The sequence below is a fragment of the Roseibium sp. LAB1 genome (assembly GCF_054658235.1).
On the sequence record NZ_BAAGIB010000001.1, the window covers coordinates 897414 to 909934 of the forward strand.

At 60.6% G+C, this 12521-nt stretch carries 10 protein-coding genes; 3 read left to right on the forward strand and 7 right to left on the reverse strand.

The window, feature by feature from the left end:
• Positions 1-41: 41 nt before the first annotated feature.
• The 4 genes from ACYQ54_RS04265 to ACYQ54_RS04280 are packed head-to-tail and all read right to left on the reverse strand — an operon-like array spanning position 42 to position 4668.
• Positions 42-647: an ABC-type transport auxiliary lipoprotein family protein gene (locus ACYQ54_RS04265; RefSeq protein WP_460079654.1), complete on the reverse strand. Its 606-nt coding sequence runs from the start codon at positions 645-647 to the stop codon at positions 42-44.
• Between the two features lie 38 nt (positions 648-685).
• Positions 686-2692, reverse strand: a complete 2007-nt coding sequence (locus ACYQ54_RS04270) for an MlaD family protein (RefSeq protein WP_460079657.1) — start codon at positions 2690-2692, stop codon at positions 686-688.
• Positions 2693-2702: 10 nt separating this feature from the next.
• On the reverse strand, positions 2703-3512 hold the full coding sequence (locus ACYQ54_RS04275) for an ABC transporter ATP-binding protein (protein WP_460079658.1): 810 nt from the start codon (positions 3510-3512) through the stop codon (positions 2703-2705).
• A gap of 7 nt (positions 3513-3519) precedes the next feature.
• Positions 3520-4668, reverse strand: coding sequence for an ABC transporter permease (locus ACYQ54_RS04280; protein ID WP_460079661.1), 1149 nt, complete (start codon positions 4666-4668; stop codon positions 3520-3522).
• 125 nt (positions 4669-4793) lie between these two features.
• On the opposite strand from ACYQ54_RS04280, the gene dgcN reads away from it, so the two are divergent.
• Positions 4794-5807 (forward strand): N-acetyltransferase DgcN, encoded by a 1014-nt coding sequence (dgcN, locus tag ACYQ54_RS04285; protein WP_460079663.1) that lies wholly within the window; start codon positions 4794-4796, stop codon positions 5805-5807.
• Positions 5804-6787, forward strand: coding sequence for an N-acetyl-D-Glu racemase DgcA (dgcA, locus tag ACYQ54_RS04290; protein ID WP_460079664.1), 984 nt, complete (start codon positions 5804-5806; stop codon positions 6785-6787). Before dgcN ends, dgcA begins: the two co-directional genes overlap by 4 nt.
• Before the next feature lie 136 nt (positions 6788-6923).
• Here the strand turns inward: dgcA and ACYQ54_RS04295 are convergent, their stop codons facing one another.
• Entirely contained in the window at positions 6924-8114 is a 1191-nt protein-coding gene (locus ACYQ54_RS04295; RefSeq protein WP_460079667.1) for an MFS transporter, read from the reverse strand.
• A 120-nt stretch (positions 8115-8234) separates the two neighbouring features.
• Between ACYQ54_RS04295 and ACYQ54_RS04300 the strand changes: the two genes are divergently transcribed.
• Positions 8235-9368 carry a protein phosphatase CheZ gene (locus ACYQ54_RS04300; RefSeq protein WP_460079669.1) on the forward strand — a complete coding sequence of 378 codons (1134 nt, stop codon included), beginning with the start codon at positions 8235-8237 and terminating at the stop codon, positions 9366-9368.
• A 205-nt stretch (positions 9369-9573) separates the two neighbouring features.
• Here ACYQ54_RS04300 and ACYQ54_RS04305 read toward each other — a convergent pair whose 3' ends face one another.
• Positions 9574-10908, reverse strand: coding sequence for a protoglobin domain-containing protein (locus ACYQ54_RS04305; RefSeq protein WP_460079671.1), 1335 nt, complete (start codon positions 10906-10908; stop codon positions 9574-9576).
• Between the two features lie 406 nt (positions 10909-11314).
• The gene (locus ACYQ54_RS04310) at positions 11315-12340 is read right to left on the reverse strand and encodes a threonine ammonia-lyase (protein ID WP_460079673.1); all 1026 of its coding nucleotides are present in this window, start codon (positions 12338-12340) and stop codon (positions 11315-11317) included.
• Positions 12341-12521: the final 181 nt, after the last annotated feature.

Below are 12521 nucleotides of genomic sequence, written 5' to 3' on the forward strand. Positions count from 1 at the left end.
CAGGGGCCTCCCCACAGCTGAAGTGAGGGGAACGACCAGCCTCAGACGTTCTGAAGTGTCCAGGCGGCCACTTCCGCGAACACCCGGTCGGCGGATGAATTCATTGCCTCGACCGCCTTGTCGACGGACGTGCTGCCCGCGGAGGTCTCCGCCCGGAAGACCTTGCTGGCGACCGTTCGCCCGTTGCGGTCGTTGACGATGCGGGCTGAAATCTCAACGACTCCGCGATTGGCACCCGCCACCTGCAGTTCGAAGGCGCGGATTTCGGTCTGGAGCTGGTAATCGATCAGGAGCCCGTCGCCCGGCAGGCCGACACCGCGCAGGCGGTTGGTGTTCTGCAGTGTTTCGACGAGCTTGGCCTGGACCACATTGGGCAGCGTGTCGGCCCAGGCGGAATCCGGGAAGTAGCTGTAGACCGGACCCTTGTCGACAACGGCGATGTAGCTCGTGTCGAGCGCCTTAAGCGCCCGCGGGGCGGACACCAGCACCTGGACACGGCTGGAGCGGCCCTTCAGGCCGCCTACATCGGCCGCAGCGATGCTGTAATAGGCCGACGGCGCGGAGCTGGCGCACCCGGACACCAGCACGCCAAGCCCGAGAGCGGTCAGGACGCCCCGGCGGGTCATGTCAGTGGTTGCCTTCGTCATACGCCCCTGCCTCTGCACATTCATTCTTACCGGCATTCTTACCGGCGCCGCCCGCCGGAATAGGTCGGCACATCCTCGCCGCCGAAGATCACCCGGTTCGGACTGCGTTCAAAACTTTCCGCCGCACGCTGGATCGAGATAAGCGTCCGGTTCACCTGCCCAAGTGCCGCACTGAAATCGGCAGACCCCTGGGTAGCAAACTTGGAAAGGCCACCGGCAATCGCATCCGCCCGGCTTTCAAACGCGACTGCGACCTTGCGGATCGCCTGCGCGGCCAGCGTAGCTTCCTTGATCAGGCCCTCGCCATCGCCGTCCACCATCGTGGAGACCTTCTCCACCAGGCTTTCGACCCGGACCGAAGTGGAGTTCAGCGTCGCCGTCATCTGTTTGGCGTCGCTAATGATCTGATCGACATCCGGTGTCCGCTTGGACAGATCCGCCGTCATCTGCTGGACGTTATCCGCAGCCTTGCGCGCGCTTTCCAGGATCGCTGGAATACCGTCTTCCGGATTGGCAAGACCGGAGGTCGCCGTCTCGACGGAACCGACGATATTCGCAACCTTTTCCGGATCGACGGCCTTCATCAGGTCGTTCGCGGTCTGAAGTGTCGTGGCAAAGCGTTCCGCCGCTGCCTGAACATCGGTGATCAGCGCCGCGATTCGGTCATCCTGGCCACGCACCGTTGCCGACACCGCCTCGAAGTTCTGAACGGTGGACTTTGTGGAAGCGATAATCTCGTTGATCTGGCTCTGCTGACTGTTGAAGTTGTCGATGATGCTGGAGACGTTGTCGACGGCCTTGCTGACCTTTTCCGGATCGACGCTCGCGACCAGTTCGTCAACCTTTCCAAGCGACATGTTGAGACTGTCGGTGAAGGTGCTGACATTGGCAACCACTTCTTCAACCTTGAGCGGATCGATGGCAGCGGCGATTTCCACGCCGCGCGTCATGATGGCGTCCACCTTGACCACGACCTCGCGCCCACCTTGCACGATATCCTTGATCGCGCCTTCCTGGTTCCTGATGTTTTCCACCACCGCATTGACGTTCTGCATGGTTTCGCTGGTGGAACTGATCAGCTTGTCGATATCCCCGGTGCGCTTCTGCAGCACATCGCCAAGAGCGGCAGCCCCTTTCACGACCTTCTGGACGTCTTCAGGATCGACCGCACCGACGATCTTGTGAACGCGATCAAGTCCCTCGTTGAGGTTCTTGGTGAAGGTCTCCAATTCCTTGGCCGCATTCTGGGCGTCGGCCATCAGGAGATCGATGTCGCCGCTGGCCTTGCCCAGGCTTGCGGAGAATTTCGACAGATCGTCAACGATGTCGGTGACCTTGTCGGACGGAACCGCAGCCAGGAGGCGCTCACCTTCCTCCACCAGCGTTTCAAGCCGGCCGGACAAGCTGGAGAATGCCTCGGATGCCTTGCCGATGCTGGCCATGAAGTCCTTCACACCATCGGAATTGGCGGCAAGTGCGGCGGAAAATGTCTCGGCGTTGTTGACGATCTCCGTGATCGCCGGTCCGTTGTCCTTGAGAAGGTCATCGATCGTTTTCATCGTCGAGTCCGCACGTTTCAGGACGTCGCGCGCACCGTCGACGATATCGTCGAAGAAAGACCGTTCGGCGTAGATGACCGGAACGTTGTCCTCGTCCTGATCGTCATTCAGGCTGAGCAGAAGAGGCGATTCCGACGACCCGCCGCTGAGATCGACATAGGCAACACCCGTCAGACCGGTGAAGTTCAGCGTCGCCTTGGTGTCTTCGCGCAAGGGTGTCGAGGGTTTGATGCCAACGGTCGCAACAACCTTGGTCGGATCGTCCGGGGCGAAATCCAGCGATTTCACGTCACCGACCTTGATGCCGTTGAACAGCACCTGCCCGCCCACGGGCAGGCCGGTCACAGGCCCGGGGTAGACGATCTTGAGCTCCACGTTCTGCCTGGATTCCGCGGTAACGGCGAGCCAATACACAAAGCCGAACGCACCGATCAGAATAGCCACCATGAAGGCGCCGATCAGGATATAGTTCGCGCGGGTTTCCATTCAGTCCAACCTATACTCGGCGCAAGGCCCGTTCACCCCTGAAATATGACTTAATCCAGGGATCGTCATTTTTCATCATATCGTCCATCGTGCCGATGGCCAGAACACGCTTTTTCCCAAGAACAGCAATCCGATCACAGATAGAATGCAAACTATCAAGATCATGGGTGACCATATAAACGGTCAGTCCGAGGGTCGAACTGAGATTTGCAATAAGCGAATCAAAGGCCGCCGCCCCGATTGGATCGAGTCCGGACGTCGGTTCGTCCAGAAACACCAAATCCGGGTCGAGTGCAAGGGCGCGGGCCAGGCTGGCCCGTTTGACCATGCCCCCGGAAAGCTCGGATGGAAGCTTGTCGGCAGCGTCTTGCGGCAACCCCACCAGTTCCAATTTCAAGGTCGCCAACTCGTCCATCAATTGCGGTGAAAGCTTCAGGTGCTCCCGCATGGGCACCTGAATGTTCTGCTTGACCGATAGCGAGGAAAACAGCGCCCCTTGCTGGAACAACACGCCCCAGCGGCGTTCGATGGCCGTGCGTTCCTTCTGGCTGGCGGTAGACAGGTCGTGTCCGAAGACCGAAATCCTGCCGGTTCGCTTCGGTGTCAGGCCCAGAATAGTGCGCATCAGCACCGACTTGCCTGTGCCCGATCCGCCGACAAAACCGAGCACCTCGCCCCGGCGCACATCCAGGTCGAGATCCTGCAGAATGATCTTGGACCCGAATCCGACGGTGATATCGCGCACGGACAGAACATTGTCCGAATTGTCGCCCGTCGAGGCGATCTCTTTTGCAGGGCTCACGCTTTGGCTTGGCGTCATCGGTCGGTCAAACTCCAATCGCGGCAAAGAATATGGCGAAGAAACCATCCACCACGATGACAAGAAAAATGGCCTTCACCACCGACATGGTGGTGTGGCGGCCAAGGGATTCGGACGAGCCCTCCACCTTCAGGCCTTCCACACAGGCTATCAGACCGACGATCAGCGCCATGAACGGTGCCTTCACCAGACCGACCACCAGCGTGTTGATGGTAATGGCCGCCTGGAGCTGGGTCAGGAAAGCGGCGGGCGGAATGTCCAGATAGGCCCAGGTCACGATGCCCGACCCGAGCAGCGCGGCAACGTCGGAAATGAAGGTCAGGATGGGCAGTGCGATCATGAGCGCCAGAATGCGCGGTAGTACCAGCACCTCCGTCACGCTGAGGCCAATCACATGCAGCGCATCGACTTCCTCCTGCATGCGCATGGCGCCAAGTTCCGCGGTAAAGGCGGACCCCGAGCGGCCTGCCACCATAATGGCGGTCAGAATGACCCCGATTTCCCGCAGGACCAGAATACCGGCAAGATCGACCACGAAGATGTCCGCACCGAACTGTCTCAGATAAAACCCGCCCTGCTGCGAGATGATGGCCCCGATGAGAAAACTCATCAGCGCCACGATCGGCACCGCACCAATGCAGCTCCGGTCGAACTGAACCGCGATCGAGATGCTGCGCAAACGTTTTGGCTGCAGCAAGACCGTCGACAGGACCAGGCCGAGCGAGCCGAGGATGTGAAGCATCGCCAGGGCGTCGTGATAGACATCGACCATCTGCCGGCCGGTGGCCTCCAGAAAGCCGGCAACGGAAAATCCGCCCTTGTCCGGTTTCCAGCTCGGCGGATGATGGCTCTCGATTTCGTCGAACAGGGTCTGGCGGACAGGTGTGACGCCGGTCAGGCCGACCTTGCGTCCCTCGAATTCCAGCCGGCCACGTGTGCGGTGGATCAGCCAGGCGCCGCTCGTGTCCAGATGTTCGATGTTGGAAACATCGATGCAGGTCAGCCTTTTTTTGTCGAGCGTGAGGCCGACCAGATCCTTTTCGGCGTCGGCAATGGTGCTGACCGTCCAGTCACCGGAAAGGGCAAGGTACTGATGATCCGGACCGTCTGCTTCCAGAGCCATCTCCGGTGCAATGTTTTTTTCCAAGAATGCCATTCCGGCTGGCTGCCCTCTTGCCGCTGGTTCACCATCCCCCGTATACCTGATGGAGAAGTTCAATACCAACCGTCATTCACCATGAAGTTGGTAAACCCTCCAGCAGCCACTTGAAAGCTTTGTCCATGGAAATTGCACGTCCTTACCTGTTGTTTCTCGGTGATGTTCCCGATGCCCTTGCCGCAAAGACCGCCATCGGCATCGTTGACTGGCGCAAGGACTGGTGCCTGGGCCAGGTCCGCATGCCGGGCTGCGCCGCCGACACCGGCCTTGCCGATATGTCGATTGCAGAGGGGGCGGAAGCTGGCGCCAAGACCTTCATCATCGGGGCGGTGAATGCCGGTGGTCGGCTGCCGGATCATTGGGTCGAATCCGTTGTCGAGGCGCTCGATGCCGGCATGGATGTCGCATCCGGCCTGCATGTCCGCCTTGCCAGCGTGCCGGCAATCAAGGAAGCCGCCGATCGCAACGGCCGTCAGCTCCACGACGTGCGCCACAACAACATGGCTTTTGCCACCGGCAAGGGCACCAAGCGCGCCGGCAAGCGTATTCTGGCCGTCGGCACCGACTGTTCCGTGGGCAAGAAATACACCGCGCTTGCCATGGACAAGGCCATGAACGACCGGGGTTATTCAAGCACCTTCTGCGCCACCGGCCAGACCGGCGTGTTCATTTCGGGTCGCGGTGTCGCACTCGACGCGGTGATTGCCGACTTCATTTCCGGCGCTGCCGAGTGGATCTCTCCGGAGACCGATCCCGATCACTGGCAGATCATCGAGGGCCAGGGGTCTCTGTTCCATCCGTCCTTCGCCGGTGTCACGCTCGGCCTTCTTCACGGTTCCCAGCCGGACGGCTTCATCGTCTGCCATGAACCGACACGCACCAAGATGCGCGGTGTCGAAGCGGCACTGCCGACGATCGAGCAGGTCATCGACATGACCATCGCCTGCGGAAAACTGACCAACCCGGACATCCGCTGCGTCGGTATTGCGGTCAATACCACCGCGCTCGATGACGACGAAGCGCTCGCCTATCTGGCAAAAGTCGGCGAAAAGCACGGCCTGCCGGCGACCGATCCCGTGCGCTACGGCATGGAAGCCATTGTCGACAAGGTTTCGGCAGAATTCGGTGCGCCATGAGCCTTGAAGTCAGCATCGAAGCCCAACGCTTCGAAATCGCGGGAGGTTTCAAGATCTCCCGTGAGACGCGCACCCATGCCCAGGTGGTTGTCGTCACCTTGAGTGACGGCAACGCAACCGGCCATGGCGAATGCGTGCCCTATCCGCGTTATGGCGAATCGCTTGAAACCGTGCAGACGCAGATCGAGGAAATCGCACCGCTTCTGAAAGATGGTCTCAGCCGGCAGCAGCTTCTGGAGGCAATGCCTGCCGGAGCAGCCCGAAATGCCGTCGACTGCGCCCTGTGGGACCTGGAAGCAAAGCGCACGGGCACGTCAGCTGCGGATCTTGCCGGCGTCGGCACGCTGAAACCGGTCACGACAGCCTTCACCATCAGCGTCGACACGCCGGAGACGATGGCCCAGAAGACCCGTGCGGCGGCGCATCGCCCGCTTTTGAAGATCAAGCTTGCCGGTCCGGGGGACGACGAGCGGATTGCCGCCGTGCGCCTCGCGGCGCCGGACAGCACCCTGATCGTTGATGCCAATGAAGCCTGGGACGAAAGCTGCTTTGACATCAACATGGCCGCCTGTGAGGCTGCCGGCGTTGCCCTGATCGAACAGCCGCTCCCGTCCAAGAATGACGGCCTTCTGGCGGGGCTTGAGCGCCGTGTGGTGATCTGCGCCGACGAAAGCCTTCATCCAGGCAAGAGCATCGACGGACTGCGCGCAAAATATGACGCGGTCAACATCAAGCTCGACAAGGCGGGTGGCCTGACGGCGGCGTTGAAACTCGTTGAGGATGCGCGCGCTCAGGACCTCAAGGTGATGGTCGGCTGCATGCTCGGCACATCACTGGCCATGGCACCGGCAGTGCTGATTGCCCAGCAGGCCGACTTCGTCGATCTCGACGGCCCTCTGCTTCTGGCCGAAGACCGTTCCCCAGGCCTGCGCTTCGAGGGCAGCACGCTCTACCCGCCCCTGCCGGAGTTGTGGGGATAAGGCAAAGGCCTGAATGAAAACGAAAAACGCCGGCTCCTGAGATCAGGGGGCGGCGTTTTTTTGTTGGCCTGCGCCTCCCCGATTTTAGAAGTCGCAACAATCGCGTTTCAGCGCAGATCCTCGGCCTATTTCAGTGTTACTCCGCCGCCATACGCTTTCGCAGCATTGGCGTCATGGCCAGCGTCAGCAGGGTGCCGATTGCCGCAACCACCGACATTACGAAGAAGGGCCAGTCCGGGTTGATCTCGTAAATGGCACCGGAAACGCTGAGACCGATCGCCATCTGGATGCCCACGGACGTTGCCAAAAGCCCCTGCCCCGTTCCCGCCCACCGGCTGGGCACGACCCGCGCAAGAATTGCCACAGCCCCCAGATGCGCCGCGCCGAAGGAAAGGCCATGCAACGTCTGGAGGGCGGCCATGGCAGGAACCGTATCGGCGAAGGGAAACAGCAGCCACCGCACGGTGGCCGCCGCGCCGGCTGCCAGCAGGAAGACAGGCGGATCGAACCGTTGAGCCAGCTTTCCGGCAATCGTGAACAAGGCGATTTCGGCCGCAACACCCGTCGCCCACAACAGACCGATGGCGAAATCCGGAACGTCCATGGCCTGCCAATAAAGCGTGCCAAAGCCGTAAAAGGCCGAATGGCTCGCCTGGTAAAGGCCAAGCACCACCAGCAATGGCCAGAACCAGACGCTTTTGAAAGGCGTGTCCTTGTCGTCGTCGTCAGCTCCAGTTGCAGCCTCGGCTCCTGACGTGGCGCCCGCTTCACGCCGCTTTTGGCGGGGAAGCGACATGGCAACGGCACCTGTTGCGAGCGAAGCCAGGCCCACGGCAACCACGATGAGCCAGGACGTGCCCTCTGCGGCCAGCGAACCTCCGACAACGCTGGCGACCACAAAACCGGCCGAGCCCCACAGCCGCATGCGCGCATAATCGGCCCCGGTATTGCGCTGAACATCCAGCGCATAGGCATCGCTGAGCGGCACCACGGGTGCATTCATGACCATGTAGCCGATCACCGCGATGGACAGGAACACAAGCCCCAGGGGGAGAAAATACAGCCCGATGAAGGTTGCCGCTGCCAGAGAGTAGATCAGGATCGACAGACGGCGCTGGCCGGTACGGTCGGAGAGATTCGAAAGCAGCGGGCTTGCCGCGATCCGGGCAATGGTGCCTATCCCCAGAACAAATCCGATTTCGGCAGCCGTCAGCCCGCGAAACCCGAGTACGACCGGAATAAACGGCAGAAACAAGCCAACGCCGAAGAAATGGCTGGCGAACAGGGCCGAGACACGGCTGCTGATGCTGGAACGGTCGAGCGACATGGGATACCGGGCGAAGGACCGCCCTAAAAGGATGTTAACGATTTCCGCCTTACCTTGGGGGCGAAGTTGTCCGTGTTACGGCAATAAACGACCCTTAGGCAAGTTGAGATTCGCGTCCACATGAAAGCGGAAGCAGCACAGGAACAGCCGGAGCTGATCGGCGAAGCCGAATACCAGACTCTCGAACAGACCCTGATGGAGTCCGATCGCGGGCGCAGGTTTCTGAAAGAGTTTCTCAATCGCAACAAGACACCGGAAACCACCGAGATCCTGACTGCGATTGGTCGGCTAGAGAAAATGATGACCCGGCAACGCAAGGTGCCGGATCTCGACAAGATCCGTCTCGACATCGCCGATATGCACGAGGCCATCGAGCGTACCAAGGCCGAGATTGCCAACATCAAGGCAGAGGGCGAGGAAAGCAACCGCTTTGTCGATGCCTCTCACGAACTCGATGCCATCGTCACCCAGACCGAAGGCGCAACCCAATCCATCCTGGAAGCTGCCGAGCAGATCCAGGAAAAGGCCTGGGTGCTGCGCGAGAACGGTGCGGACGACGCGGTTTGCGACGATATCGACGCCAAGGCGACCGAAATTTTCATGGCCTGCTCGTTCCAGGATCTGACCGGTCAGCGGACCAACAAGGTTGTGCAGGTGCTGCGTTATCTTGAAAGCCGCATCAACCTGATGATCAACATCTGGGGCATCGAAGAGATGGAAGCCGAAGCTACGGCTGGCCCGGTCGACAGTCGTCCGGATGCACATCTCTTGAATGGCCCGCAGCTCGCGGGTGGCGGTGTCTCCCAGAACAACGTCGATGAACTGATGTCCGTCAGCGACGATGTGTTCAACGCCGCAATGAATCAGACCGGCACGGATGGCGAGGCAGCCGCCTCGGCGCCGGCAGAACCGCCGAAACACGCCAGCGAGGCAGATGTCGACGCCATCATGGCTGGTGGCGACGAGCCGATGGACGCAGCTGCCATCGACGACATGTTTGCCTCTGCCTCCGCAGCCGAGGACGAAGAAGAAGACGACGAATTCGCCGGAGCCGATCCTGACGCTACCCTGGACGAAGCCGCCATCGAACGCCTGTTCGACAGTGAAGTCGGCGGTGATACCCTCGAGGTGGAAGACGAAGCAGAAGCTGAAGCCGATGCCGAATGGGAGCTGACCGAGGAAGTCAGCGAAGAAGAAGGCGAAGACCCGCTCAAACAGCTTTCCGAAGCCGAGCGTCAGGCTCTCTTCAACTAGGTCCGGCAGTCAGACTGGCAATTGAAAAGGCGCCCCTCCGGCGCCTTTTTTTTTGTTGCCCTTTCGACAGGACATCCCGGGAGTGCAGAACCAGGCTCAGGGCTCGGGGTGCCGAAGGCTCAAGAAAGAAAAACGTGCCATCGAAGTCCCGGCGCACGGCCGGGACATCAAGGGGCACTTGGCCGGGAGGGTGACCCGACAGCAATCAGCGTCCGGAATTGATCTTCGCGAAGAACTGTTCCGCCTGAAGACCGAGCTGGCCCGCCTGATCCTTCAGTGCCGTCGACATGTCCTGAATGGTGCCGACGGCCCCTTCGACATTCTCGACAGAACCGCGTACAGCGGTGATCTCGTCGGTAAAGGCCTGGGTGCCCTGTGCCGCGATCTGGACATTGGCGGAGATTTCGGCCGTTGCCGAAGCCTGTTGTTCCACCGCGGACGCAATGCCGGTCGCAATTTCGGACAGAGCGCCGATGATCGAGGTGATGCCTTCGATATCCTGCACCGACTGTTTCGTTGCCTGCTGAATACTGGCAACTTGTACGGTGATTTCTTCGGTCGCCTTCGTGGTCTGACTGGCGAGTTCCTTCACCTCGGCTGCAACGACGGCAAACCCGCGGCCCATCTCGCCGGCACGAGCCGCTTCGATAGTGGCGTTCAGCGCCAGGAGGTTCGTCTGTTCCGCAATTTCCGAGATCAGGCCGATCACGGAGCCCACCTGTTCCGCGAAACCGGCAAGCTTGGTGACCGAGGCGTTGGTGCTGCGGGCTCCTTCCACCGCCTTGAGGGCCATTTCGCGAGACTGGCCTGCCTGACGTCCAATCTCCGTGATCGACGCTGACATTTCTTCCGTTGCCGTCGCGCTGGACTGGACACCGCTCGCCGTTTCCGCGGACGTATTGTCCATCTTGACCATCCGGTCTCCAATGGCGCCTGTCTCGCGCCGCAGGCTGCCGGAGGACGCTTCGAGCTGTTGCGAGGCCGTGCCGAGTGTGCCGACGGTGCCCCCGAGCACGCCCTGAAATTCCTGGATGGCAGCTTTCAGTTCGGTCTCGCGCCCGACGGCATCAGCCACCATTTTCTCGTGATAGGTGGAGATCGCGACATCCATGTCGAGCATGACCAGCTTGGTCAGCACCTGCACGGCGCGCATGCGCTTGCCGGAAGACATGAAGCGCTTCTTCAGGATTGTTTCAGTCAGTTGCGTCAGGGCGAAGGAATAGCCACCGATGTACCAGCTCGGGTCCAGGCCGATCCGCACGTGCGTCAGGCCGATTTGCACCGCGCGCTGCTGATAGGCTTCATCAGGACCCGTTGCGAACAGACCTTCCCAATGGTTCATCTGAGCCTTCACCAGGCGGGACTGCTGGCTGCCGACAAGCGCTGCCAGGTGCGGCACGGTTTTCACGTGGGCGTAGAACCCGTCCAGAACCGTCGGCAGGGCCTCCTTGATCACCGGCCAGACGGATTGGGCCAATGTCCGGTCCTCATCCGTGAAACGAAAAAATTTCAGCCGGTCTTTCAAGGTGTTTGTCTGCATGAATGCCTCTTGGATCAGCCTGTGGCCGACCGGGTTGTCGGACGCCTCCAGCTGATCGCTTTCCAGTTACCGGACCGCCGGGCTTTTCTGTGGAAAGCCAAGGGATCCTGATCCAATAAGGCGCGAGTTACCCGAGCTTCCGCGAGTCCTTGCAGACCGTTGGAAGGCAGAATACGGCTAAACGCGCCATGCTCGATGCATCGGTACGCTGGCAATGTTCAGGTGATGAAAGGAGAAGACGCGGCGCCGTTGCCCGGCAATCCACGCTGGATTTCAATTTTCAGCAGCCCTGTTCGCGCCGTCCCGACGAAAAGGCAAACAGGACTGCCTGGCCCGGTCTCCTCCACCCGACTTCGGCAAGTCATGCTTGTGGAACCGCTCTAGCGGGTAGCCCCCTAAAGGCGCGTTAACGGGACAGCGCAGTCTTTAGCATTTGTGGATCGATGTTTCCGCCAGTCAAAACGATACCGACTGTCTTGCCCTTGAAAGGCAGCTTTCCGGCCAAAAGTGCTGCAAGTGCAACTGCTCCGCCGGGCTCAACGACGAGCTTCAGTTCGGTGAACGCAAAGGCAACGGCAGCCAGAGCTTCCTCGTCTGTGACAGTCACGCCTTCACCCGCTACGCGGCTTAGAATTGAAAAGCCGATATCACCCGGCGAATCGGACAGGAGCGCATCGCAGACAGAGCCGGTCTTTACGGCATTGGAGAGCCGCTCACCGGCTTCCAGCGAGCGCTTGTAGTCGTCGAACAGCTCCGGTTCAGCAGTATGGAAGACCGTTCCGGGTGACTTGTCTTCCAGCGCCAGGGCAATGCCGCTGGACAATCCGCCACCGCCGGTACAGGCGAGCACGTCGTCCAGATGCAGGCCCAGCGCAGCCGCCTGGGCCGCCATCTCCAGTCCGACTGTGCCCTGCCCTGCGATCACACCGACATCGTTGTAGGGGTGGACAAACGTCGCTCCTGACTTGGAACACAGGTCTCCTGCAATCGCGTCACGGTCTTCGGTCTCACGATCGTAAGTGATGACGGTCGCCCCGTAGCCGCGTGTGCGCTCCAGCTTGATCCTTGGAGCGTCGGACGGCATGACGATGGTTGCGGGCATACCGAGCAGCTGCGCGCTTGCAGCAACGCCCTGCGCGTGGTTTCCGGACGAACAGGCCACAACGCCTCTAGGTCGGTCTGCCAGCGGGATGAGGCTGAGGCGATTGAAAGCCCCACGGAACTTGAACGACCCGCTGCGTTGCAGGTTTTCCGGCTTGATGACAACAGTGGCACCGGTCAGCTCGTCGAGAAGCGGATGCCGCAGTAACGGCGTCAGCAGCGCCTCGCCGCGGATCCGCTCCGCAGCCGCTTCGATATCCTCAATCGTAACGGTCCTTCCGTCCGACTTCGGGCTGGCTTCAACAATTGGCTGCGATTGCATATTCGTCATCGGAACTCGCTCTAAACGTCAAACAACTGCTCGGGGGCCTGCCGCAGAAGCGCACAAGGCAATGCCTCGGCCCCTTTCAGGGCCGGGTCTCAATGCAAGTGTTTTCACAGGAAAGCGGGCAGTTCCAGCGGGAACTTGTCTTGGTGTCAATTTCGTGCCCCGCCCTGCGCAGCGCCTCGAA

Bases quoted from the DNA above. Each gene is read 5' to 3' on its own strand.
- ACYQ54_RS04265 (WP_460079654.1), bottom strand. From the start codon at position 647: ATGACGAAGGCAACCACTGACATGACCCGCCGGGGCGTCCTGACCGCT.
- ACYQ54_RS04270 (WP_460079657.1), bottom strand. From the start codon at position 2,692: ATGGAAACCCGCGCGAACTATATCCTGATCGGCGCCTTCATGGTGGCT.
- ACYQ54_RS04275 (WP_460079658.1), bottom strand. From the start codon at position 3,512: ATGACGCCAAGCCAAAGCGTGAGCCCTGCAAAAGAGATCGCCTCGACG.
- ACYQ54_RS04280 (WP_460079661.1), bottom strand. From the start codon at position 4,668: ATGGCATTCTTGGAAAAAAACATTGCACCGGAGATGGCTCTGGAAGCA.
- dgcN (WP_460079663.1), top strand. From the start codon at position 4,794: ATGGAAATTGCACGTCCTTACCTGTTGTTTCTCGGTGATGTTCCCGAT.
- dgcA (WP_460079664.1), top strand. From the start codon at position 5,804: ATGAGCCTTGAAGTCAGCATCGAAGCCCAACGCTTCGAAATCGCGGGA.
- ACYQ54_RS04295 (WP_460079667.1), bottom strand. From the start codon at position 8,114: ATGTCGCTCGACCGTTCCAGCATCAGCAGCCGTGTCTCGGCCCTGTTC.
- ACYQ54_RS04300 (WP_460079669.1), top strand. From the start codon at position 8,235: ATGAAAGCGGAAGCAGCACAGGAACAGCCGGAGCTGATCGGCGAAGCC.
- ACYQ54_RS04305 (WP_460079671.1), bottom strand. From the start codon at position 10,908: ATGCAGACAAACACCTTGAAAGACCGGCTGAAATTTTTTCGTTTCACG.
- ACYQ54_RS04310 (WP_460079673.1), bottom strand. From the start codon at position 12,340: ATGACGAATATGCAATCGCAGCCAATTGTTGAAGCCAGCCCGAAGTCG.